The sequence below is a fragment of the Thalassospira sp. A40-3 genome, assembly GCF_015871485.1.
Taxonomy (GTDB): domain Bacteria; phylum Pseudomonadota; class Alphaproteobacteria; order Rhodospirillales; family Thalassospiraceae; genus Thalassospira; species Thalassospira tepidiphila.
Map to the genome: position 1 here is coordinate 742,247 of NZ_CP065428.1, position 24,360 is coordinate 766,606.

The following is a 24,360-nucleotide window of genomic DNA, read 5'->3' on the forward strand; positions in this document are numbered from 1 at the left end:
CCCACCATGTCTGACGACATCACTATTGACGATCTGATCGCCAAGCTTGGCCTGCAACCCCATCCGGAGGGTGGCTATTACGCCGAGACCTTCAGGGCGTTTGAAACCTGTAATCCCGGCAATCGGTATCTGGGGGTGCGCAGCACGGGAACGGCGATCTATTACCTTCTGACGCGTGATACTTTTTCAGGCATGCATATCCTGACCAGTGACGAGATTTTCCATCACTATATCGGGGATGCCGTCGAACAGCTTCAGCTGTTTGAGGACGGCACGCACAAGCGGGTCGAGATCGGCAAGGATTTGCTGGCCGGGCAGAAACCGCAAATGGTGGTGCCGAAAAATGTCTGGCAGGGGGCGCGGCTTAAGCCCGGCGGCAAGTTTGCGCTTTTGGGCTGCACCGTTGCGCCGGGCTTTGATTTTGCCGATTTCTCTATGGGCAAACGCGCGGCACTGACAGCGAAATGGCCTGCCGCGTCCGAGCTGATTGCGGCATTGACGCGCGACTGATTTTCAGGCGAAAGTACGACGTCACCAACTTGGGGTTGTTTGGCGTGGCCGCCAGCCCCGAAATACAGGAATAGCCCCATGCAGCTCGACACCTGGCTTCTTTTTGCCGGGGCGGCAATCGCGTTGGCGATGGCGCCCGGTCCTAATAATCTTCTCGCGATGTTTAATGGCGCGCGGTATGGCGTATCGTCTGCTGCAGTGGGCGGAATTGGCCGTATTGTTGCCTTTGCCCTGATGATTGTGGTGACTGCGGCCGGGCTTGGTGTGGTGCTTGCTGCGAGTGAAACAGCCTTCCTTGTGATCAAATGGGGTGGCGCGGTTTATCTGGTCTGGCTTGGTCTTAAAAGCTGGTTTGCCAAGGTCAATGACAGTGATGAAACGACTGGCCCGGCCGAGCTTATGGTCAATCCGGGGCCGTTTAATCTGGCAAAGACCGAGTTCCTGACCGCGATTGGCAATCCCAAGGCGATCCTGATCTTTACGGCCTTCTTCCCGCAATTCCTTGATCCGGCTGTGGCATACGGGCCGCAATTCACGGTCATGGGCGTGACATTCATTGCCATGGAAACCAGCGTTTTGCTGGCCTATGGATTGTTGGGCGGGCAGGTCAAGGGCCTGATCAAGTCAGCCCGACATATGCGGATGCTCAACCGTGTTTCGGGCACGCTTCTGGTCGGGGCGGGTGTTTTGCTGGCACTCACCGACCGGTCACGCACGACGGCCTAATTCAGGCAAGATATCCTCAGAAATGCGCAGGGGCGCAGCTTTGTTAAAAGCGCGCCCCCTTGCTCCCTTGTCTACCTGGATAGCTGTTAGGCTTTCCGGGCGATCGCCTGTTGTCAGGCGATTTCTTCGACCCGATGACACGCCACTTCGCGGCCCTCGAAATTGCGCAGTTCCGGGCGAACTTTTGCGCATTCCTCGGTCGCAAACGGGCAGCGTTTATGAAACGCACAGCCCGATGGCGGGTTGATCGGTGATGGCAACTCGCCAGTCAGCGGTTCTGCCTTCACACGTTGTGTCGGATCGATCTTTGGTGCCGACGCCAGAAGCGCCCGTGTATAGGGGTGCAGCGGCTTGGCAAAGATCTCGTCAGTTGGTCCCTTTTCAGCGACGCGACCGAGATACATCACCATGACGTCATCTGCAATATGTCTGACGACAGAAAGATCATGCGAGATGAAAACATAGGCGACATTCATCTCTTCCTGCAGGTCCATCATCAGGTTCAGAACCTGTGCCTGTACCGATACATCAAGGGCCGATACCGGCTCGTCCGCGACGATGACTTTCGGCTCAAGGATCAGGGCACGGGCAATCGCGATACGCTGACGCTGACCACCGGAAAACATATGCGGATAACGCTGATAGAATTCCGGACGCAGGCCAACCTTTGCCATGGTGGCATGAACGCGTTCTTCACGTTCCTTGCGGCCAAGATTATCCATGTTCAAAAGAACCGGCTCGGCCAGGATCTGGCCAACCTTTTTGCGCGGGTTCAGCGATCCATAGGGGTTCTGGAAGATCATCTGAACGGTGCGGCGGAACTGCTTGGCTTCCTTGTCAGACAGATTGCCAACAGCATTACCGTTCAGTTTCAGCGCGCCCGAGGTCGGCTTTTCGATCAGGGTTAACTGACGGCCAAGGGTCGATTTGCCACAACCGGATTCACCGACCACCGCAAGGGTCTTTTGCGATTCAAGCGTAAAGGAAACACCATCAAGCGCCTTGACCATGGCACTGGGTTTGCCAAAGCCACGATTGACCTCGTAGTGACGGACAAGATCATCGGATTCCAGAAGCGGAACACCGGGTTTGGTATCCAGAAAACTCATTACACAGTCTCCCCGGTGGTCGTATCAGCGGTCAGGCCGGTCGGCTGGCCCTGATCGTTTAGCGGATAGAAGCAGCGCACATCGCGGCCATTGAAGTCGGTGACCTCCGGGCGCGATTTCACGCAGTGTTCATTGGCATAACGGCAACGCGGTGCCAGTAGGCATCCCTGCGGGCGGTCGTACTGACCGGGGACCACGCCGGGGATGGTACGAAGACGGTCATGGCCTTCGGAACGTTCCGGCAGCGCTTCGAGCAGTGCCTGCGTATAGGGATGGCGCGGGGCAGCAAAGATGCTGTCAGCCGGGCCACTTTCAAACAGCTGACCGGCATACATCACCTGAATGCGGTTGGCGGCCTCCGACACCAGTGCCAGATCGTGGGTGATCAGGATCAGGCCCATGTCGCTGTCTTCTTGCAGTTTCAGCAACAGATCGATGATCTGGGCCTGAATGGTCACATCAAGGGCCGTGGTCGGCTCGTCGGCAATCAAAAGGCGCGGGTTGCATGCAATCGCCATGGCAATGACGATACGCTGGCTCATGCCGCCTGACAGCTGATGCGGGTAAGCGGTCATGCGCGACTTCGGATCGGGAATGCCGACCTGGTTTAAAAGATCAAGCGTGCGTTCACGGCGTTGCTTCTTGTTGCCGCCTTCATGGACCTTAAGGGCCTCCATGATCTGGGCTTCGACCGTGAAGCACGGGTTCAGTGCCGACATCGGATCCTGAAAGATCATGGCGATGTCTTTGCCGGTGATCTCGCGGCGGCGTTTTGCCGGCATGGTGATCAGGTCCTGACCATCAAAGGTAAGGGCATCCGCCGAAACGCGGCCAGGAAAATCAATCAGACCCATCACGGCAAGCGATGAAACCGATTTACCAGAACCGGATTCCCCGACGATGCCAAGGACTTCGCCGCGATCAACAGAATAGCTTACGGAATCAACAGCACGAAACGGCTTGTCTTCGGAGCCGAACTCGACTGTCAGGTTTTTTACTTCGAGAAGAGCCATGACTTACCGTTTCATCTTGGGATCAAGGGCATCGCGCAGGCCATCACCCATCAGGTTGAAGGCAAGCACGGTGACAAGGATGCAAAGGCCGGGGAAGGTGATTACCCACCAAGCGGAGCCCACAAATTCACGGGCCTCGGACAGCATGGTGCCCCATTCCGGCAGCGGCGGCTGCGCGCCAAGGCCAAGGAAGCCAAGGGCAGCAGCATCAAGGATCGCACTTGAAATACCAAGCGTGCCCTGCACGATCAGCGGTGCCATACAGTTCGGCAGGATGTTGACGAACATCTGGCGGACATGACCGGCACCGGCAATCTGCGATGCGATGACATATTCCTTGTTAAGTTCCGATACGACCGAGGCACGTGTCAGGCGCACATAGTGCGGCAACTGGACGATGGCGATCGCCAGCATCGCGTTTTCAAGCCCCGGGCCGAGGATGGCAACAATCGCAAGTGCCATGATCAGGCTGGGCAGGGCCAGCATGATGTCCATCAGGCGCATGACGCCGACTTCGATCCAGCCGCGGAAGTAACCGGCAACCATGCCAAGCACGATACCGGCAATCATCGACAGGATCACGACGACGACACCGATCGAAACCGACAACTGAGCGCCGTGGATCAGGCGGGAAAGGATGTCACGGCCAACCGCATCGGTGCCAAGGATGTAACGGGGATCGGCACCTTCCATCCAGATCGGCGGTTTCAGAAACGCGGTACGGTCCTGTGCGACCGGATCGAACGGTGCGATCCATTGTGCGGTCACGGCCAGAAACAGAATGATCGCAATGACGATCAGACCGGCAAAGGCACCGCGGTTCTTTTTGAAATAGTCCCAAGTTTCGCGCATCGGGCTCGGCGGTGCGCCGACGGGCTCAACGGCTGCTTCGGCAACGTTTGAGGCCTGTGCTGCGGACGGGGTGGTGTTCTCGCTCATCTCACAGCTCTCCTTAGCGCTTGTAACGGATACGGGGGTTAATAATCCCGTACAGAACGTCAACGATCAGGTTCACGGCCATCACAAGGAAGGCAATCATCAGAATGCCGCCCTGAATGGTCGGATAGTCGCGACGGTTCATGGCTTCGATGATCCATTTGCCGATACCCGGCCAAGAGAAAATCGTCTCCGTCAGGATTGCACCAGCCAGCAGCACGCCGACCTGAAGGCCGATCACCGTGATCACCGGGATCAGGGCATTACGCAGCGCATGAACCATGATTACCCGCATCGGTGCCAAACCTTTGGCGCGTGCAACGCGGATATATTCCTCGCCCAGCACTTCCAGCATCGAGGAGCGCGTCATACGCGCAATCACCGCCATCGGGATTGTGCCGAGCGCAACGGTAGGCAGGATCATATGGCTGAGTGCACTGGTGAAAGCGCCTTTCTCACCGCTCAGGAGGCTGTCGATCAGCATGAAACCGGTCACCGGCTCAAAGAAATACATGACCGATATTCGACCCGAGACCGGCGTCCAGCCCAAGGTGGTTGAGAAGAACATGATCAGAAGCAGCGCCCACCAGAAAATCGGCATCGAATAGCCTGTAAGGGATACAGACATTGTCAGGTGGTCGAGCCACTTCCCGCGATTAATGGCGGCAAGCACCCCCAGCGGAATGCCAAGGATCACAGCAAACAGGATACCCATGACTGCAAGTTCGACCGTCGCCGGGAACAGGGTCAGGAATTCGTCCAGAACAGGTTTCTTGGTGACAAAGGATTTGCCAAGATCCCCTTGGAATACGCCCATCAGATAATCGAAATACTGAACGATCAGTGGCTGGTCGAAACCATACTGAGCCTGAAGCTCTGCATATCGCTCAGCATCGACACCACGTTCACCAGCCATCATCAGGATGGGATCACTGGGAATGAGGCGGATCAGGAAGAATACCAAAAGGGTGACACCGAAGAAGGTCGGGATGATGTCCCCCAAACGGCGAAACAGGAATCCTAGCATGCCATCGGGCCTTTATTGTGTCCGCACACATAAGGATGCAGGCGGACGTCTCTCTCTTTTGCGAAATTGCAAAGAGGCCCGGAAAACCGGGCCTCTTTGATCAGGTTTTGATACGCTTATTCAGCGAGATCTACACCATAGAAGATGTGACCACCGAACGGATCGATTTTGTAGTCAACAACTTCGCTGCGGATCGGTTCGAACACGATCGAGTGTGCGATGGTTGCCCACGGTGCTTCGCGTTTGAAGACCAGCTGAGCTTCTTCGTACAGACGGGTACGCTCGAGAACGTCCGAGGTGGTTTTTGCCTGCTGAATCAGGTTGTCGAACTCTTCGTTGCACCACTGTGCACGGTTCGCACTGCCAACTGCGTCACAGCCAAGAAGAACTGCGAGGAAGTTGTCGGGGTCACCGTTATCACCGGTCCAACCGAGCATGAAGGTACCCTGTTCACCTTTTTTGGTGCGATCAAGGTATTCACCCCATTCGTAGGATACGATCTCGGCGTTCACACCAATTGCAGCCCAGTCAGCCTGAACGAGTTCAGCCATACGGCGTGCGTTCGGGTTGTAAGGACGCTGAACCGGCATCGCCCAGATGTCGGTGGTGAAGCCGTCCGGATAACCAGCTTCTGCCAGCATCGCTTTGGCTGCTTCCGGATCATACGGGTCATCAACGGTGTCGTTGTTGTAAGACCAGATGGTCGGCGGCAGCGGGTTTTTCGCAGCCGAACCGGCACCCTGATAAACACCTTCGATGATGGCGTCTTTGTTGATCGCCATGTTCAGTGCTTTACGGACTTTCGGGTCGGTGAACGGTTCTTTCTGGGTGTTGTAGCCCAGATAGCCAACGTTCAGACCTTCCTGGCTCATCAGGTTGATGTCGGCATCTGCTTCCATCTCTTCCAGATCGGCCGGGTTCGGGAACGGCATGACATGGCATTCGCCGGCTTTCAGCTTCTGGTAGCGAACGGTGCTGTCCGGGGTGATTGCGAAGATCAGGTTATCGATTGCTGCTTTGCCTTCCCAGTATTCCGGGAATGCTTTGTAACGGATAACTGCATCTTTCTGATAGGCAACGAGCTGGAACGGACCGGTGCCGACCGGGTTCAGGTCAACATTTTCCGGGGTGCCTGCTTCCATCATCTTGTCAGCATATTCAGCCGACAGAACAGATGCGAAGTCCATGGCCATGTTGGCGATGAACGGTGCTTCCGGACGGTTCAGCACGAATTTGACGGTTTGATCGTCAACCTTGACGATGTCCTTGACCAGGTCGCCCATCGACATCGAGTTGAAGTACTCGTAACCGCCGCCCGAAACACCATGATACGGGTGCTCGGTGTCAAACTGACGCATGAAGGTGAAGATCACGTCATCAGCATTGAAATCACGGGTCGGGGTGAAGTCTTCGGTGGTGTGGAATTTCACGCCTTCACGCAGGTTGAAGGTATATTCCAGACCATCAGCCGAAACGTCCCAGCTGGTCGCAAGACCCGGAACGATGGTGGTGGTACCGCGCTTGAACTGTACGAGGCGGTTGAAGACCTGACGCGAAGACGCATCGAAGGTCGTACCTGCAGTGTAAAGCTGCGGGTTGAAGCCTTCCGGGCTACCTTCCGAGCAATATACCAGGGTTTTTGCCGAAGCGGCAGTCGGAGCAGCAAGTGCGGTGGCTGCAAGCAGGCCTGCACCAAGTGCCACTTTGACGAAATTCGCTTTCATTAAATGCCTCCCTCAAGGCTGGTCCGAGCAAATCAATGCTGTCCGCGTGACATTTGATCCGGTCACGTTTGACAGCATATTTTGCAACGGACGAGGTTTACCCGATCCAACAGGTATGAATGTTGGCAATCGACGAGGGAAAGTAATCAGGGTTTCTGCGTATCGTCAACGGTTCCTGCGGGATTTTACGTAGTGCGGCCACAGGTTCGAATGATGAATTTAAGTCAAGTATTTGTTATTTTTATGAAATTCACTGTCCGGTTTCATCATTGCAGCAGTGCATTTTTTTCAAGGCTCAGCCGGTGAAATCGCTAAATCACGTGTTTAAAATGTGCTTTTAAACGATTCATATCTTATTGAATCATAATGATTCGTTTGATTTCACCCGGCCTTTTAGCCTCAATTTCTACCCTAGAGTGGTATTGAGTTTGGTGATTTGCACGATATCCGCGTTCCACGCCGCAACAAATCGATAAACATCGGCACCAAGCGATGGCCAGCCGTGGAACATCAGACCGGCATCACGCAGTATTCCGGCAAGATCCGGGGACATTTTGACAAACAGCTCATTGCCCTCTGCCGCATGCGTAAGTGACGCGCCCTGTTTGATCAGGACGTCGGCAAGGGCCTGCGCTGCTGCGTTGGCATGGGCGGCATTTTTCTGCCAGACATCATCCTTGATATAGGCCAGAAGCTGGGTCGCCAGATAGCGGTGCTTGGAATGCAGGTGGCCACTGCGTTTGCGCGCCTGCTCGATCCGGGGTTTCAGGCTGGTGTCAAAAAGAACAATCGCATCAACCGCCATCGCACCATTTTTGGTCGCGCCAAAGCTGAGGGCATCGACGCCGGCCTTCCAGGTGACGTCGGCCGGATGGCATTTGAGATGTGCCATCGCGTTGGCAAAACGCGCCCCGTCCATAAACAGGCGCAGATCATGCTTGCGGCAGACCTCGCCAATCGCCTTGACCTCATCAACCGTGTACACCGCACCAAGTTCAGTCGCCTGTGTGATCGCCACACATTCAGGCGACACCGAATGCACACCGCGATCAACCAGACCGCTGACAAAGCCATCAAGGTCATCTGCTTCAAGCTTTGCCGCAGGGCCATCCATCGGCAAAAGTTTTGCGCCGCCCGTGAAGAAGGCAACGCCCGTGCTTTCATCCTCGTTGATGTGGGCTTCATGGTGGCAAACCACCCCGCCATAAGGCGAAACAAGCGCAGATAAGCTGATACAGTTTGCCGCAGTGCCGGTTGCAACCGGGATGACGGCAACTTCCTTGTCAAACAGCTCGGAAAAGGCAGCATCGAGTTGCTGGCTGAGATCGTCACCGCCATAGGCCGGCGCATTGACAGACGCGTCCTTTGTCAGGGCTTCCAGAATTTCCGGGCAAAAGGGCGATACATTGTCCGAGGCAAAATTCATCTTAAATCTCGTCGTTTTTTGGTGGCATTGGGGCGGTGATATCACATGCAACCGGGCGGCATGGCAAGGCTGTGCTATTGACCAACGGTTTCCGGCAAGGCTTCGATCATCTCGATCGGACTATTCCAGGCACAGACAAACCGATAGGCATCCGGACCAAGTGACGGCCAGGGGCGGAATACAATACCTGCATCGCGGAGCTTTTCGGCCAACACATTGGTCATGAGAATAAACAGCTCGTTCCCCTGGGGAACAAAGGCCGGCTTTGCCCCCATGCTTGAAAGGGATTTGGCGAGTGCCTGTGCGGCTGCGTTGGCGTGACGGGCATTGCGCAGCCACAAATCATCTTCAAGATAAGCCAGAAGCTGTGTGGCAAGATAGCGGTGCTTGGAAAACAGATGGCCTCCGCGCTTGCGGTTCTGTTCCGTTTTGCGCCGGAGTTTCGGATCAAACAGTACGATCGCATCAACAGCCAACGCACCGTTCTTGGTCGCGCCAAAGCTCAGGACGTCAACACCGGCTTTCCAAGTGATTTCAGATGGGGGGCAATCAAGGGCGGCAACCGCATTGGCAAAACGCGCCCCATCCATGAAAAGCCGCATATTGTGTTTTTGGCAAACCGATCCAATCGCCTGAATTTCATCAACGCCATAGACGGTACCGAATTCCGTGCTTTGCGTGATCGCAACACATTCCGGATCAACCGAATGCATGCCGTTTGAAACATGGTTGGTCAAATAGGCATCCAGTGCGTCTGCTTCGATCTTTGCCGAAGGCCCGTCAATCCCCAGCAGCTTCGCCCCGCCGCCGTAAAAGGCGACACCTGTGGATTCCGTGACATTGATATGGGCGTGGTGATGACAGACCACGCCGCCAAACGGCGAAACCAGCCCAGAAAGCCCAATGACGTTGGCCGCCGTTCCGGTTGCAACCGGCACGACGGATACATCACGCCCGAACAATTCTGAAAAAGCAGCATCAAGCTTTTGGCTTTTGTCATCCGCGCCATAGGGCAGGGCGCTGGCATCACTTTCGGCGGCGATAGCCGCAAGGATTTCCGGACAGATCGGGGTGACATTGTCAGATGAAAAGTTCATTGGGGCCTCAAAGGGATGACGTAAAAAGGCGCGCAGTTTGGCAAGGCAATGCTGTTTGGTGGTTGGCCAAGATTGTTTGGATTTTGCGTGCTTGGCAAGTAAGCTATTTGCTGGTGGCGATGAATACGCCATCCCAATCGGCTGGTGGGGGCGTTTCTTTGAACAAAGCGATGCGGCTGGCGTAAAGATCATAAAGGTCGCCAAGCTTCGCAAAATCGCTTGATGCCTGCTGGCATTCTGCGATCAAATTTTCGGCCTCATCCCAGTTTCGGGCGCGATAGGCCGAAAGCATGGCCGCGTGCAAATCGGCGAAGTTTTTGAACTGCGCTGATGCCGCCATGTCCTTATCGCCCAGCAGGGCAAAGACATGCAGTGCTTCGCTTTTGCCCTTAACGGTGATCAAATCGAGTTCGATCAGTGCGAAATCATTACCAATCCGTTTGGCAACATCCTCGCCCAGAACGACATCGACGCCATAGTTCTTTGATTGTCCCTCAAGCCGGGATGCAAGGTTAACCGCATCGCCCAGCACCGAATAATCAAAGCGCTGATCCGATCCCATATTGCCGACAAGACAATCGCCGCAATTGATCCCGATGCCGACATTGAGCGGCAGGAAGGGCTCATTGGCCTGTTCTGCTTCCTGTTTGCGCTCGTCATTAAGCTTTTCAAGCGCATGTCGCATCGCAAGCGCGCTGTCACAGGCATTATGGGCATGGTTTTCAACATCCAGTGGCGCGTTCCAGAACGCCATGATGCAGTCGCCCATATATTTATCAATCGTGCCCTCACGGTTCAGGATGCAGTCGCTCAGCGGTGTCAGAAGCCTGTTGATCAGGCGTGTCAGGCCTTGTGGATTGGATTTGAAACCTTCCGAGATGGCGGTAAATCCGCGGACATCACAGAACATCAGGGTCATGTCACGGGTTTCCCCGCCCAGTTTCAGACGCTCGGGATGTTCGGCCAGTTGCGCCACCAATGCCGGTGACAGATAGTTGGCAAAGGCGGCGCGCACCTGACGGCGTTCACCTTCGGTGCGCATGAAACCAAGCGAACTGGTCGCAAGATAGACGGCTGCCAAACCGACAATCGGATAGAGCGGATCGATGAGTACGAGTTTATCTGAGTAGGCCCACCAGGAAATGCCGATCGCGCTGGTGGCAATCGCCAGACCAATCACCGCCGGCCAGACCGCACCAAGCCGTGGGACTGCCAGAATAAAAAACATGCCGACGATCAGAAGGACCAGCATTTCGACCTCCGCCGCCCAATAGGGACGGGTAAGGAAATGCTCAAGCAGCATCTGTTCAAGCATCTCGGCATGTACTTCGACCCCGGGGATCACGCGATCAAGCGGGGTGGAGCGCAAATCAAGCAACCCGGCCGCACTCGTCCCCAGCAGGACCATTTTATTTTGAAGGATGTCGGTTCCGACTGATCCGTTAAGGATATCTGTCGCCGACAGGTACCGGTCCTTCTGATGGCCGGTAAAATGCACCCACATATACCCGGCACGATCCGTCGGGATGGTCAGGGCACCAACGCGAACGGACGCGATGCCTTCCGAGTTGGTCCAGCGTGTGCTGCCGCTCGCCCCGGACATCCGCACCAGCATGGTCTTGGGGGCATTTTGTAAAACGCGCAGCATCTCAAGGCTGAGTGTCGGATAGACCGGCTTGCCAATCCCTGGCTGTTCATGATCGATGGCAGCCATCAACGGTACACGGCGTACAATCCCGTCCTGACCTGGCGAGACGTTCACCAGCGCATTGCCAGTTGCAGCCGCCTCGATAACATCAAGGTTTTTGGCTGCACTTGGCAAGACCGGAACGAAATCCGAAAGCGTGCGACCTGCTTCGCCGGCTGCACTGAAATTCCCGACCTGGCGGGGAAGGGCATCAAACTCACCATTGCGGAGCTGAACCGCGGTGACCACGTTGCCAGTACCCTTGATGAATTGGGCAAATAGCTGGTCGTGGTCGGGCAAGGCCTTTGCCATTTCCGCAATACGGTCACGTTCGGTGCTTTGCGGCCAATCGTCGATCACGCGTGATGGTGATGTACGATCAGGCTCGGCAAAAACCATATCAAAGCCAACAACAATCGCCCCATTGGCGCGCAGGCGATAAAGCAATTCCGAAAGCTTGGTACGCGGCCAAGGCCATTGGCCCTCACTTGCCAAGCTGCGCTCATCAATATCGACAATCCGCACGCCGACATCTTCATAAGCGCGCGGTGCAATTTGTTGATAAAGATCGAAAACCGTTAAACGCAGCTGATCAATCACCGGCACATTCTGCCAGCGCAAAATGATGCAGGTGAAGAGTATGGCCAGCGGAACGATATATTGCAGTCCGGTCATAAGACCGAATTTTCTCAGACCCATGATTGTGCCTTTGATCGAAGGATCAAGAGGATCAATTCAATGTCCCGGATGATGCATTTCCGTTCGGAACGTTCGTGGTCTTCACATTGAAATCGACATGTGTCGCATCCGTAAATGTCGCAGACGGATTACAGTTCATCGTATTGCAGGCGGCGTTATAGCTAAAAGCGCTGTTGTCGAAGGCGACATTTCCGGAACTTGCTGAGTAGTCGAAACCGGAAAAGGATGCCGATCCTCCTGTCCCTACGCCATCATTGATGCTGGTAAATGAAACATCGATCTTTCTGTTTGCGTAATCGACCGTTGTCGAGAAACTGTAAGAAATTCCGCCGCCACTGACATTCAAGGTGCCTGTTGTGGCGCTACCACTCATTACCTGACGAAGTCCGTCATAGTTAAATGGGTCAGATGAGCCGCCTGAACTGCTTGTATTGTTGACCAGATTATTATTCAGGATCGACGTGGTTTCAGCGACATTTTGGGCGCTGTTGACTGTTCCAATTTGCGCCATGGCGACGTCAACGGCCTGCGCGCTGGTTGCGCCGGTCTGGTTTTGCGCCTGTCCGGTTTGCTGGCTCGTGACAACAGGCTGCTGCGTGGTGGATGAGGTCGAGTTTGCACCTGCACCGGAATCCGAGCCACCACCAAGTGATGCGGTGCGGACAACATTTGCTGAAAAATCAAACGTTGCGGCACTGGTCGGGAAACGTGTGGGCGTGGTGACATTGTTGTCTGAAACAAAGACGCCAAAATTTTCGCCAGTCACGCGTTGTGAGCCGCCATTCTGGTTAAAGGCGGCAAAGGCGCCGGGCCGTGATGTCGTGTCATTACGCGAAAGACCGGGTCCTTGGTTCACCGCCATGAAAACCAGCTGGTTTGCGGTGTTTGCGTCGGTGGTATCAAAACTGCCCGGCACGATTTCGTTTGCTTGTTCGGCGGTCATGGAGCGGATCAGGCCAATGGTGCCGCGAATACCGATGGAGCCGACCGGCAGGTTCACATCCATGCTCGATGGATTGTTGAGCGGGATTTTGCCGGTGACAAAGCGCATCACACCTTTGGCCATATCGGCGACAATGCGTCCGTCGCCGGTGGCCGGGTCATAGACGAACTCGTCAATCGCAACGTCGCTGTTCGGGCCGATGGTAAAGACCGTTTCGTCAAGCAACAGGACCTGCATGCCCGAGTTGGCCGATGTAACGATCCGATCCCCCAGATAGACCGGCATGCCACTTTCAACCAGAATGCCGACTTCGCCGGTGACTTTGGAAAGTGTGATTTCGCCGGTTACAGCGGCCGAGACGCCCGCCATTTCGGCTTCAAGTTCTGCACTGGCGGGTTTTGGCGCCATCAAGATTGTTGCGGCAATCAAAGGTGCGCAAAGCAGCGTTTTGCCGGCAAATCGACGGATTGTCGCATTCGATTTCAGGGGCGAATATTTGGCCTTATGCATCACTAGAACTCCCAGCGGCGTGTCAGAAATACCTGTGCACGTGCGTTATGGTATTCGTAGTTGGGAATGTTTGATTTTGTGTTCAGATACTCACCGGTGACCGACCAGTTGATCGGTGCCAGAAAGCCAAGTATCTGATTTGCCGTTTCGCTATCCCCAAACAAGTCGGTCGGCAATATCGTCGCAAGCGGTGCACCGTATGTCAGGCGGATCCGAGTGCTGCGATCCGTGCGATGTTGCGGCGAATTGCCGGTCGTCAGAAAATCCGGATCCCGGTACTGGTCCATGCCATAGCGAATACTTCCGCTGATGTAACTTCCCCCGCCAAACAGATAAGCATGGATCAGCTCGCCGCTCAAGCTATTGTAACTATAATAGTTTCTGGCGGCATCCTTCATCCCGGCCGCAAAATTCAGCGTCGTACGATGATTTGGCGACCAATTGTAGTTGCCCCCGATCCGTGCGCCATAGCGCTGACCGGAATGCAAGCGAAGCGCACTGGATTCAGATGTGTTCTGATATCGCTCGTCAGAATAGCTGATATCGCCGTTGAGGTTAAAGAACGGGCGCACGTTCCAGTCCAGCCGCAGGCGGCCGGTTCTGGCGGTCAGGTACTTCTCGCGCGAAAGCGACTGCGCGGTCTGGCTGAGTGTCGGGGTCAGCATCCAGTATCCGCCGCGAATACGTGTGCCGATTTCTGCCGAAAAGGATCCAAGGTCCAGCGCGTCGAGCTGAACCTGGTCACTGCCATAGCCGGTTAAACTTGCAAAAACCTCGTGACCTTCCTGATAGCCAAGATCATAGCTGACGTCATAGCGAAGCGCCCCGATATAGGCGATGTCGTTGTTGGGTTTGTCTTCGCTTGCGGTGATGGTCGTCGGTGTGCCGGTCAGAAGCTGGACCTTGTCGTTCGGGGCCGCGTTGCGGTTGCTGTCAATCTGGCTTCCCAGTGTCAGGGTCAGGCTTTGGGACAAGCGCTTGCGGCGGCGCTCGATGGCGCTGACATACTGACGGATATTGGCTTCGACATCTGGCGAGATATCCATTTGCAACAGGCGATCAAACTGGCTGCGGGCCTCGTCCAGGCTATCAAGGCGATAAAGAACAATCGCGTAATAAAGGCGTACCGGTGCCAGATCCGGGTCCAGAACAAGAATGCGTTCAAGGGTTGCCGATGCCCCGCGGACGTCGCCACGCGCCAGCTGGGCCTTGGCCCAGCGGAAGTTGAGGACGATGTCATCGGGATTTGCAAGGATGTCGGCATAGGTGATGTCGCCGCCATCATCGGTACTCAGCAGAAAGTTAGCCCGTGCGGTTACGTCGGTGAGTCGCTCGAAATCTTCGGAAAACTGGCGTGCTTCGTCTGTGCGCACATCAATGCTTTGCTGTGCGCTTACCCCGGTTGTTCCGATTGCAAGCGACGTTAGACCCGCTGCAATCAGCGCGGTAACGTACTGCCATCTGCCTGTCGTCAAACTGCTTTCCTACCATTGGCAGGTCAGGACCGTCATCGGGTACACGTAATGTCAGCAGAAAGTTTGGCGACGAAACCCGAATGGCGACCATAACCTGTTTGGAAACGATCAAATCAGATTATGGTCTTTGAAAAGACAGGGATAGCCATTCGGCAGGTTGGTGTTGCCATGTGTGGGTGGATAGTATTTCGCACCTTGCGTATAGTGAATTTATCGAAAGGTGGTTTTGCTCCTATCCATAGGTCACCCAGGGTTATACTGCGGTCCCGCCGACGGTCAGACCATCAATGCGGAGCGTCGGTTGCCCGACACCAACAGGAACACCTTGCCCGTCCTTGCCACAGGTACCGATACCATCATCAAGCGCCATGTCATTGCCGATCATGGAAACCTTGGTCAGGCTGTCTGGCCCGTTGCCGATCAGGGTCGCGCCCTTGACCGGTGCGCCAAGCTTGCCATCCTCGATCAGATAGGCTTCGGAGGCCGAGAACACGAATTTGCCAGATGTAATATCGACCTGACCACCGCCAAAGTTGACGGCATAGATGCCCTTTTTGACCGAGGCCAGAATTTCTTCCGGCTCCTTGTCGCCACCGAGCATATAAGTGTTGGTCATGCGTGGCATCGGGGCGTGGGCGTATGATTGGCGACGTCCGTTACCGGTGGATTTGACACCGGTCAGGCGCGCGTTCAGGCGATCCTGCATAAAGCCCTTGAGGATGCCATCCTCGATCAGGACGGTTTTCTGGGTTGGCGTGCCTTCATCATCAATGGACAGCGACCCGCGACGGTCATGGATGGTGCCATCATCAACCACCGTCACACCCGGCGATGCTATCCGCTGGCCCAGAAGCCCGGCAAAGGCAGAGGTGCCCTTGCGATTGAAATCACCTTCAAGGCCGTGACCGATGGCTTCGTGCAGCAAAATGCCCGGCCAACCCGGGCCAAGCACCACGGTCATTTCACCCGCCGGTGCGGCGACTGAATCAAGGTTCACAACCGCCTGACGGAGCGACTCATCAACCGCCTTTTTCCAGGTTTTCTCATCAAAGAACCCGTCATAACCAATCCGGCCACCTTCGCCGTGTGATCCGGTTTCCATGCGATCGCCCTGTTTGACAACGACCGAGACGTTAAAACGCACAAGCGGGCGAATATCGCCAATACGCTGTCCGCCGGAACGCCAGATTTGCACGGCCTGCCAGTTGCCTGAGATTGAGGCGGAAACCTGTACCACACGCGGGTCACGCGAACGCGCATAGGCATCAATCTGGGCCAAAAGGTCGACCTTGGCCTCAAATGTGGCCTCACCCAGCGGGTTCACGTCGGAATAAAGCGATACGTTCGTACCGATTGATCCCAGATCAACCTTGCCCGAGCGGCCCGAGCCAACCGCCTTGACGGTTTCGGCGGCACGCGCAACCGCGTCATTGGAGAGTTCGTTGGAATGCGAAAAGGCGGTCGCCTCGTCGGCAACAGCGCGCAGGCCAAAGCCCTGTGCGGTATCAAAGTTCGCACTGCGCAGGCGGCCATCATCCCAGACAAGGCTTTCGGATTGGCGATATTCAAGGAACAGTTCCCCGTCTTCGGCAGCGCTGAGTGCATCATTGACCTGTGTTTCAAGCCGGTCGCGATCAAGATCACCCTTGGCGAAAAACAGATTGTCGGTGGTGCGAAGATCGGTCATGGAACCTCCTTGGGGCCGCGATAACACGGCCAGAGAAAATGTCTTTCCCTGTACGATAATTCAGTTGAGGCAGTATTATCCCTTACTCAATTTAGGGTTTCTGATGCCTTCGACTTTCATCTATACAGGTACTTGTTCGGGCAGAGGACAAAGCAATGGCCCGAGTGGTTTATATAGACTGCAATAACCAATTATGAAAGCCCGTGGCAATGTTTGTCGAACATCCCCAGCGCGTCGCCCTTCATAATGAAATCCATGCCCGACCGTTTGGTGGTGTGACTAGCCCGGCGCGGTGTTCCTGCCTTGCCTTTCAAACGGGCGAAGACCTTGATGACGCGGTGCGCGACCACTTCACCGCCTTTTGCCACCGCTACAGCCTGACGCCACCAGCTGCAGATCAAAAATATTTCGAAGCCGCCTGTGATGGATTTTCCGTCATCTGGGAACGGCACGCGGAATTCACGGTCTATGTCTTCAAACGCACCGAGCCATTCGATAACCCGTTCGAAGACCCGGTGATCAATCTTGTGCCGCGCGACTGGCTTGATGAAACACCGGGACAATTGCTGGTGGGGTTGCATATCGTCGTCGACAAGGCTGAGCGGAGTGAGGATGAGCTTTCCCGGCTGTTTGATCACAATGGCCTGACCGGCAGCCGCATATTGGGGGGCACGGCACAGGTCTGGACGGATTTTCGCCTGCATGGCGATGGATTTGGGCGCATCCTGATCAAGGATTGCGGCCTCGAACACCTTCAGGCCGGGCGTCTGGTGCAGCGGCTTAAGGAAATTGAGGTCTATCGCATGATGGCGCTGCTGGCCTTTCCGTTGGCACATACGGCGACACCCAAGGTATCGGAAATCGATACCCGCCTGTCGGAAATCACCGCTGAAATGGCGAGTAAAACCCAGACCAATGACGAAGAAACACTCGCCAAACTGACCGACCTTGCCGCCCAGACCGAGGAAATGGCAGCCTCGCTCAATTACCGGTTCAGTGCAGCGCGGGCCTATTACCGCATCGTACAGGCGCGCCTTGGCGAACTGCGCGAAGAACGCATCGAAGGCATGCAAACCATTGCCGAATTCCTTGAACGCCGCTTGGCGCCAGCAATGCGGACCTGCCAGAATATCGGCGATCGGCTGGAAGTTCTGTCAAAGCGTGTCGCGCGAGCCAACAACCTGCTGCGCACCCGTGTTGATATCCTGCTTGAGGCGCAAAACCGCGACCTTCTGGCCAGCATGGACCGGCGTGTGAAACTGCAACTGCGCCTGCAACAAACCGTCGAAGGTTTGTCGGTGGCCGCCATCACCTATTATGCGGTCGGGCTTCTGGGTTACCTGTTCAAGGCGATCAAGGATACCGGCGTTCCGATCAACGACCGGGTTGCCACCGGTGTTGCCGTGCCACTGGTGCTGGGCGCGATCTGGTTTTCGATGCACCGCATCCGCAAGGCGCTGCATCGTGCCGATGACTAACTAACGATACGTCCGCGACTTAGGCCGTATCGCGCAGTTTGTAGGCGGCATAGGTTGTAGTCCCAACCAGAACAACCGCACCGGCCTGATGGGCGACACCCAGCGGTAGCCACACGACGCTCAGAAGCGTTGTGATGCCAAGCGTGACCTGCAGGCAGGCCGCAAGCAGAACCAGATGGGTGGCAAAGCGTTGGTTGGGGTTAAGGTCCCATTTGCCAGCACGCCACCAGAACACCAGCACCATCACGAATGTCAGTTTCGCCAGCCAGCGATGATCCCACTGTACTGTCATGTGGTCCTCAAATGGCGCGAGCCAGGCCGGATCAAACACGAACAGGCCATCGGGGATCAGTTGCCCGTCCATCAGCGGGAAGGTGTTGTATATGTGCCCGGCATTAAGACCGGCGACAAAGCCGCCGGACAGGGCGGTAAGCACAATCAGACACAGCAACTGCAAGGCGCGCGTTGACGCGGCTGTGGTTGTCACACGCGGGCTCAACTGTTGCAGGGCAACCCACAGCAGGGCGATGAAAATAACCAGTGCCAGACCGAAGTGCGCGGTCAGGCGATACTGGCTGACATCGGGGCGATCAACCAGACCGCTCATCACCATGTACCAGCCCATCAGGCCCTGCAGACCACCAAGGATGAACAGCCCCCAGAGCTTCCACTTGGTTGCGCGATCAATCGATTTCTTGGCCAGGAACCAGACAAACGGGATGAAGAACACGATCCCGATCAACCGTCCCCACAGGCGGTGGATGAATTCCAGCCAGAAGATCGATTTGAAATCCTCCACCGACATCCATGCGTTGATCTTCTGGAACTCGGGATACTGGCTGTATTTTTGATAAAGCGTTTGCCAGTCGGCCTCATTCATCGGCGGAATGATGCCGGTAAAGGGCCGCCATTCCACAATCGAAAGCCCGGATTCAGTCAGGCGCGTCAAGCCGCCGATCACCACCATGATGAACACCATCGCCGCACATGAAAACAGCCAGATGGCGACGTTTTTGTTGGCTTGTGGGTGCGCAAGGCTGACTTCGGACAGGGCAGGGGAGGCACTGCTGGACATCTGGACGCTCTCTTGACGATATCTTCTGGCGGACGGGTTTTGAAATTTGGCCCAATATAGGGCGATTTTGCAAGAATTGCAGGAAAAGCTTTACGGAAAAATCGGGTCTGATGGATCAGTCAGTTCGCAACTATTAAATACCAATATTTAGTGTTATTTATATATAAAACACATAAAAAATGTATTGAATAATTTGCTATCCACACTCATAGTCATGGGCAATAGAGAGAAACCCGCATTAGAGGATCGACGATGTTTCCCATCAATCTGGACCTGACGCGACTTTCGGTCGCTTTGGTCGGCAACGGTCAGGCCACCCTGAACCGGTTGCGCCAGTTTGACGGTGATGGGGCAAAATACGTTACCGTCTATTCTGAAGACCCGATACCCGAACTGACCGAACAGGCCGGTGATCGGTTGCAGCGCTATTTGCCAAATTCGGCGGATGTCAACGCGGCCTCCATCATGTTTATCATCGACCTTGATCTTAAAAAGGCAGCCGAGCTGGCCTCCATTGCCAAGGCCGTTGGCACGATTGCGAATGTCGAGGACGTCAAACAATATTGTGATTTTTCATCGCCCGCGCGCATTCAGCGCGGTGATCTGATGATCACGGTTTCGACCAATGGGAAGAGTCCAAGACTTGCAGGACGCATTCGTCGTGCTATAGAGAACTGGCTTGATCCGAAATGGTCCGAACGTCTATCCATTCTTGCCGACCAGCGAGAGAAGTGGAAGGCCGACGGTGCTGATATGAAGCAGTTACTTGAGAAAACCGACGATTTTATTGATCGTCGTGGATGGTTGCCATGAATGTATTGCGCGAAGAAGATATTGTGACCGGCGGTTCGATGTCTACCGAAGAGGCAACAGACCGTGCTGCGGCTTTGCTAAGCCGTTATGGAGATCTGCAAGGTGTCGCTCTAATTGAACCGATGGTGCATGAAGAATTCAACGGCCGCATCACCATGACCTCATCCTTCGGGACAGAGGCCGCCGCCCTTCTGGCGCTGGTGGCCGAGGTCGACCGTGATCTGCCGGTGATCTTCCTTGATACCCGCAAGCTGTTTGGCGAAACGCATACCTATCGCGAAAAGCTGGTCGACCATTTGGGCCTGACCAATATCAAGATCATGCGCCCGGACGAGGAAAAGCTTAAGGCCGAGGATCCCAACGGCATGCTGTTTGCCTCGGACGTGGCGAAATGCTGCTATCTGCGCAAGGTGGAGCCGCTTCAGCGTGCGCTTGAGGGCTATGACGCCTGGTTGACCGGGCGCAAACGCTTCCACGGTGGCGAACGTGATGCGCTTCCGGTGATCGAGCCGGCGGGTTCGCGGATCAAGATCAATCCGCTGGCGGGGTACAAGCGCGAAGATATCGAAGACATCTTTGAGCATCGCGCGTTGCCGCGTCATCCGCTTGAGGCTGAAGGCTTCCTGTCCATCGGGTGCATGCCTTGCACCGAACGTGTTGATCCCAACACAACCGATGTCCGTGCCGGACGCTGGGCCGGGCAGGACAAGACCGAGTGCGGCATTCACTACATCATCTAGGCCCAATCAGCCTTTTATGAAAAACCCGGCCATCTGGCCGGGTTTTTTGTTAGATGGTGATGCCCTGAAGCTTCCTGAACAGGGTCACCGCATAGCGGTCCGTCATGCCCGATATGTAATCCATCACCCGCATCAGGCGGCTGTAAAGGTCGGGGGCTGCCATCAGCTTGCCCGACAAAAGCTTGTCGATGCGGTCCGCCTGGGGCGGCAGGCGTTTGCCGTGGTTTTTATGCTCATCAATGTCGATGGCGGCCCGAACAAAGCTGTCCAGCAGGCCATTGATGACCTCAAACCCGGCCATTTCAATCGGCAGGACATGCGGTGCGTTATAAATCTTTTGCACGGCCAGTTTCTTGCACGCCTTGGCATAGGGGCCAAGCGGGGTGTTGGCCAAAAGATCACCTTCTATGGTGCCGGCAAGCAATGCGTCTTCATGTTCGATGAAGGCATCAACTGCCGCCTTGACCAGATTGCCAATCGCCTTGCCGCGCAGGAACCCGATCCGGTCATCTTCGGATTTTTCGGCATACCAGCCTTCAGAACGCAGGTCTTTCCAGCGTTGTTCGGCATCGCCGTCATATTTTTCCGGATGGCGGGCAATCGGGGCAAGGGCACGTTCGACTTCCTCGAAACTGACACAGCCCAGTTCCCAGCCATCTTCAAGATCGACCACGGAATAACAAATGTCGTCGGCCGCCTCGACCAGATAGACCAGCGGATGACGCCGCCATGCACCATCAAATCCTTCAAGCGGGGACAGGCCGCAAACCCTGGCAATCGCCTGCGCAATGTCGCGTTCGGCCTGATAATATCCGGGCTTTTTAAGGCCGGTATATTCCTTGCGGCGGGCGTCGGGAACGGACGTGCTGCGCGGATATTTGATGAAACTGCCCAGCGTGCCGTAAGTCAGGTTAAGCCCACCGTCAAAGCGCTTCATTTCAAGCTGGCTGATGATGCGTAACCCTTGGGCGTTGCCCTCAAAATGGCGCAGGTCTTCAAGCTCCGGCCCGGAAAGGCGTGATGTCAGTTCATCCTTGGCAAGGCGCGATGTGGTGAACCATTCATTGATGGCGTCCTCGCCAGAATGCCCGAATGGCGGGTTACCGATATCGTGCGCAAGACATGCTGCCTGCACCATGTAACCGATATCGGCCACGGTGGTTTCCGATCCCTTGGCCAGGTTTTTGACGATATGCGCGCCCGCCATCAGTCCCAATGATTGCCCGACCGAGCCGACCTCGATCGTGTGGGTCAGGCGGGTATGGACATGATCATTTTCGGATAAGGGGTGAACCTGCGTCTTGTTTTGCAGACGCCGGAACGAGGATGAAAAAATCACTCGGTCGACATCGATCTGAAACGGGCTTCGGCCATCGGGTGTCGGATAGGGGGCACCTTCGGGCAGGCGAATTTTGCCATCCTTGAATTCAAGCCGATGAGAAGAAAGAAGATCTTCCCAGCGCATTTTATCGCCGGAACCCTGTACAGACGACGCCACTTTTTACCCCTGTCCAAATCAAATGTTATTATCGGGCAACTTTAGCGGGCCGGGGAGTCCGGTGCAATCGGACAAACAGTCTTTGACCCGATTGCACCGCGTTTATGGGCGATCAGCCAAAGAACCAGCTTTGCGGGCTATCAATCGGACGGCCATTCAGCGCACGCAGAAGGCCGATCACATTACGCCCGATAAACCAGGCGGTGGTGTAAAGGGCCATCAACCCGACAATAGCCCAGCCCAGAAGCGGGATCCAGCCAATCACGAAGGTGAAGAAGCCAAGAATGATAGCATAAAGGATGCTGATCCAGAATGTCCGGATGACAAACGTGTAGTGGCTGTTGGTCCAGTGATTGTCGTCTTCGCGCGCGACATAGGACACAATCAGCGCAATCAAACCGGTGGCAAAGGCCGTAAACAGGGTTGCGATCATCAGCCCGTAACAGACAGCGGCCGTATTCCCGCCGCGCTCGTCAGTATAGCGCGGTGCATTGTCAAAAGACGCATCCTGACCGTGGATATGGTCGTTCATGGATAAAATCCTATCAAGTTGTCGCAATCCCCATCGCGTCTTTGCCATCATATAGCGCGAAAGTTTATAAAAGCTATCCCATAGCGGCATCTTGCGCCTTTGCGGGCACCTTGGGGCTCTTTCACGCGGATTTTACGCCCGGTTTACCGTGTTTTGCCTCGACTCTTGGCAAATTCGCCCTACATTTGGCGCCATGTTGTCAATTGACCAAAAACAGGAATTTCCGCATGTCGGACTATGATTTTGATTTGTTTGTTGTTGGTGCCGGTTCGGGTGGTGTACGTGCCGCCCGCGTGGCATCGGGATATGGTGCCAAGGTCGCCATCGCCGAAGAAAGCCAGGTTGGCGGTACGTGCGTGATCCGTGGCTGTGTGCCGAAAAAACTGCTGGTCTACGGCGCACACTTTGCCGAGGATTTCGAAGATGCCTCCGCCTATGGCTGGACCCTTCCGGGCGAACCGAGCTTTAGCTGGAAGACCCTGATCGAAAACAAGGATACCGAGATCAATCGTCTCAATGGCATCTATAAAAGCCTTCTGAAGGGATCGAATGTCGAGCTGTTTGAAAGCCGTGCGGTCCTGAAAGATGCCCATACCCTTGAGGTCGGCGACAAAACGGTGACCGCCGAACGCATTCTGATTGCCGTGGGCGGTACACCGGTCATGCCGGACATTCCGGGTATCGAACATGCCATTTCATCCAATCAGGCCTTCCATCTTGAAGACTTGCCCGAACGGATCGCGGTTGTTGGCGGCGGTTACATTGCCGTTGAATTTGCCGGTATCTTTGCCGGTCTTGGCGCAAATGTGACCCAGTTCTATCGCGGGGATCAGATCCTGCGCGGCTTTGATAACGATATCCGTAACCATCTGGCCGCCGAAATCGTCAAAAAGGGCATCGATCTGCGCCTGGAGACCAATGTTACGGCGATTGAAAAGAATGATGACGGCTCGCTCAGCCTGACGCTGACCGGTGGTGGGCATCAGGAAGTTGATGCCATCATGTTTGCCACAGGGCGCGAACCCAAAACCCACGGTCTGGGCCTTGAGCAGGCCGGGGTGGAGCTGAACGACCGCGGGGCGATCAAAACCAATGCCGGTTTGCAGACCAGTGTTCCAAATATCTATGCCGTTGGCGATGTCCGCGATCACGTGCAACTGACCCCGGTCGCGATCAAGGAAGGCATGTCATTTGCCGACACTGTCTATGGCGGAAAGCCTTGGTCAATGTCCTATCAGGCCATCCCGACCGCTGTCTTCAGCCAGCCACCGGTTGGCACCGTCGGCCTTTCCGAGGAAGAAGCGCGCGATAAGGGCAAGGACATCGAAATCTATAAATCGACCTTCAAACCGATGCGCCACACCCTCTCGGGACGTGATGAAAAAACGCTGATGAAACTGGTCGTCGACAAAACCACCGATGTTGTGCTTGGCGCGCATATGGTCGGCCCCGATGCCGCTGAAATCATTCAGGGCATCGGCATTGCGGTTCGAATGGGCGCAACCAAGGCCCAGTTCGATCAGACTGTTGCTGTGCATCCGTCAGCCGCCGAGGAATTCGTCACCATGCGCTTCCCGGTCGCGAACTAGGCAATCTGTTTTAACGAAAAAAGGCGGGACCTGATTGGTCCCGCTTTTTTGTTGTTCTTGTTTGGT

General features: G+C 55.3%; 20 protein-coding genes. 6 read left to right on the plus strand and 14 right to left on the minus strand.

What is annotated here, in order from left to right; genetic code table 11:
* Window positions 1-6: 6 nt before the first annotated feature.
* Window positions 7-510, plus strand: coding sequence for a cupin domain-containing protein (locus IT893_RS03325; RefSeq protein WP_197146821.1), 504 nt, complete (start codon window positions 7-9; stop codon window positions 508-510).
* 78 nt (window positions 511-588) lie between these two features.
* Entirely contained in the window at window positions 589-1,236 is a 648-nt protein-coding gene (locus tag IT893_RS03330) for a LysE family translocator (protein ID WP_064782136.1), read from the plus strand.
* Window positions 1,237-1,349: 113 nt separating this feature from the next.
* Here the strand turns inward: IT893_RS03330 and IT893_RS03335 are convergent, their stop codons facing one another.
* The 11 genes from IT893_RS03335 to tldD all read right to left on the minus strand — a co-directional run bounded on the left by IT893_RS03335 (window position 1,350) and on the right by tldD (window position 16,569).
* On the minus strand, window positions 1,350-2,345 hold the full coding sequence (locus tag IT893_RS03335; RefSeq protein WP_008891559.1) for a peptide ABC transporter ATP-binding protein: 996 nt from the start codon (window positions 2,343-2,345) through the stop codon (window positions 1,350-1,352).
* Window positions 2,345-3,358 carry a dipeptide ABC transporter ATP-binding protein gene (gene dppD / locus IT893_RS03340; RefSeq protein WP_064782135.1) on the minus strand — a complete coding sequence of 338 codons (1,014 nt, stop codon included), beginning with the start codon at window positions 3,356-3,358 and terminating at the stop codon, window positions 2,345-2,347. The genes IT893_RS03335 and dppD overlap by 1 nt, the downstream gene beginning before the upstream one ends.
* Before the next feature lie 3 nt (window positions 3,359-3,361).
* Complete coding sequence (locus IT893_RS03345; RefSeq protein ID WP_064782134.1) at window positions 3,362-4,297, minus strand: ABC transporter permease subunit; 936 nt, start codon at window positions 4,295-4,297, stop codon at window positions 3,362-3,364.
* 13 nt (window positions 4,298-4,310) lie between these two features.
* On the minus strand, window positions 4,311-5,321 hold the full coding sequence (locus IT893_RS03350) for an ABC transporter permease subunit (RefSeq protein ID WP_063087349.1): 1,011 nt from the start codon (window positions 5,319-5,321) through the stop codon (window positions 4,311-4,313).
* 116 nt (window positions 5,322-5,437) lie between these two features.
* Window positions 5,438-7,045, minus strand: a complete 1,608-nt coding sequence (locus IT893_RS03355; RefSeq protein WP_063087351.1) for an ABC transporter substrate-binding protein — start codon at window positions 7,043-7,045, stop codon at window positions 5,438-5,440.
* 406 nt (window positions 7,046-7,451) lie between these two features.
* Entirely contained in the window at window positions 7,452-8,471 is a 1,020-nt protein-coding gene (locus IT893_RS03360; RefSeq protein ID WP_197146822.1) for a low specificity L-threonine aldolase, read from the minus strand.
* A 74-nt stretch (window positions 8,472-8,545) separates the two neighbouring features.
* Entirely contained in the window at window positions 8,546-9,568 is a 1,023-nt protein-coding gene (locus IT893_RS03365; protein WP_197146823.1) for a low specificity L-threonine aldolase, read from the minus strand.
* Between the two features lie 103 nt (window positions 9,569-9,671).
* On the minus strand, window positions 9,672-11,930 hold the full coding sequence (locus tag IT893_RS20270; RefSeq protein WP_197146824.1) for a CHASE2 domain-containing protein: 2,259 nt from the start codon (window positions 11,928-11,930) through the stop codon (window positions 9,672-9,674).
* A 55-nt stretch (window positions 11,931-11,985) separates the two neighbouring features.
* A complete protein-coding gene (locus IT893_RS03375) occupies window positions 11,986-13,407 on the minus strand; it encodes a FecR domain-containing protein (protein ID WP_197146825.1) in 1,422 nt (473 codons plus the stop codon).
* A gap of 2 nt (window positions 13,408-13,409) precedes the next feature.
* Window positions 13,410-14,882 (minus strand): hypothetical protein, encoded by a 1,473-nt coding sequence (locus IT893_RS03380; RefSeq protein ID WP_197146826.1) that lies wholly within the window; start codon window positions 14,880-14,882, stop codon window positions 13,410-13,412.
* 253 nt (window positions 14,883-15,135) lie between these two features.
* Window positions 15,136-16,569 (minus strand): metalloprotease TldD, encoded by a 1,434-nt coding sequence (tldD, locus tag IT893_RS03385; RefSeq protein WP_008891569.1) that lies wholly within the window; start codon window positions 16,567-16,569, stop codon window positions 15,136-15,138.
* Between the two features lie 209 nt (window positions 16,570-16,778).
* On the opposite strand from tldD, the gene IT893_RS03390 reads away from it, so the two are divergent.
* On the plus strand, window positions 16,779-18,047 hold the full coding sequence (locus tag IT893_RS03390) for a DUF3422 family protein (protein WP_063087365.1): 1,269 nt from the start codon (window positions 16,779-16,781) through the stop codon (window positions 18,045-18,047).
* 19 nt (window positions 18,048-18,066) lie between these two features.
* On the opposite strand, the gene IT893_RS03395 is transcribed toward IT893_RS03390, so the two are convergent.
* Entirely contained in the window at window positions 18,067-19,122 is a 1,056-nt protein-coding gene (locus tag IT893_RS03395; RefSeq protein WP_064782127.1) for a COX15/CtaA family protein, read from the minus strand.
* A gap of 252 nt (window positions 19,123-19,374) precedes the next feature.
* On the opposite strand from IT893_RS03395, the gene IT893_RS03400 reads away from it, so the two are divergent.
* Both IT893_RS03400 and IT893_RS03405 read left to right on the plus strand, forming a co-directional pair.
* Window positions 19,375-19,935, plus strand: a complete 561-nt coding sequence (locus IT893_RS03400) for a bifunctional precorrin-2 dehydrogenase/sirohydrochlorin ferrochelatase (protein ID WP_197146827.1) — start codon at window positions 19,375-19,377, stop codon at window positions 19,933-19,935.
* Window positions 19,932-20,675 (plus strand): phosphoadenylyl-sulfate reductase, encoded by a 744-nt coding sequence (locus IT893_RS03405; RefSeq protein WP_197146828.1) that lies wholly within the window; start codon window positions 19,932-19,934, stop codon window positions 20,673-20,675. The genes IT893_RS03400 and IT893_RS03405 overlap by 4 nt, the downstream gene beginning before the upstream one ends.
* A 49-nt stretch (window positions 20,676-20,724) precedes the next feature.
* On the opposite strand, the gene IT893_RS03410 is transcribed toward IT893_RS03405, so the two are convergent.
* On the minus strand, window positions 20,725-22,173 hold the full coding sequence (locus IT893_RS03410; protein WP_252724068.1) for a deoxyguanosinetriphosphate triphosphohydrolase: 1,449 nt from the start codon (window positions 22,171-22,173) through the stop codon (window positions 20,725-20,727).
* Between the two features lie 112 nt (window positions 22,174-22,285).
* A complete protein-coding gene (locus IT893_RS03415; RefSeq protein WP_197146829.1) occupies window positions 22,286-22,705 on the minus strand; it encodes a hypothetical protein in 420 nt (139 codons plus the stop codon).
* A gap of 227 nt (window positions 22,706-22,932) precedes the next feature.
* Between IT893_RS03415 and gor the strand changes: the two genes are divergently transcribed.
* Window positions 22,933-24,294 (plus strand): glutathione-disulfide reductase, encoded by a 1,362-nt coding sequence (gene gor, locus IT893_RS03420; RefSeq protein ID WP_064782124.1) that lies wholly within the window; start codon window positions 22,933-22,935, stop codon window positions 24,292-24,294.
* Window positions 24,295-24,360 lie beyond the last annotated feature (66 nt).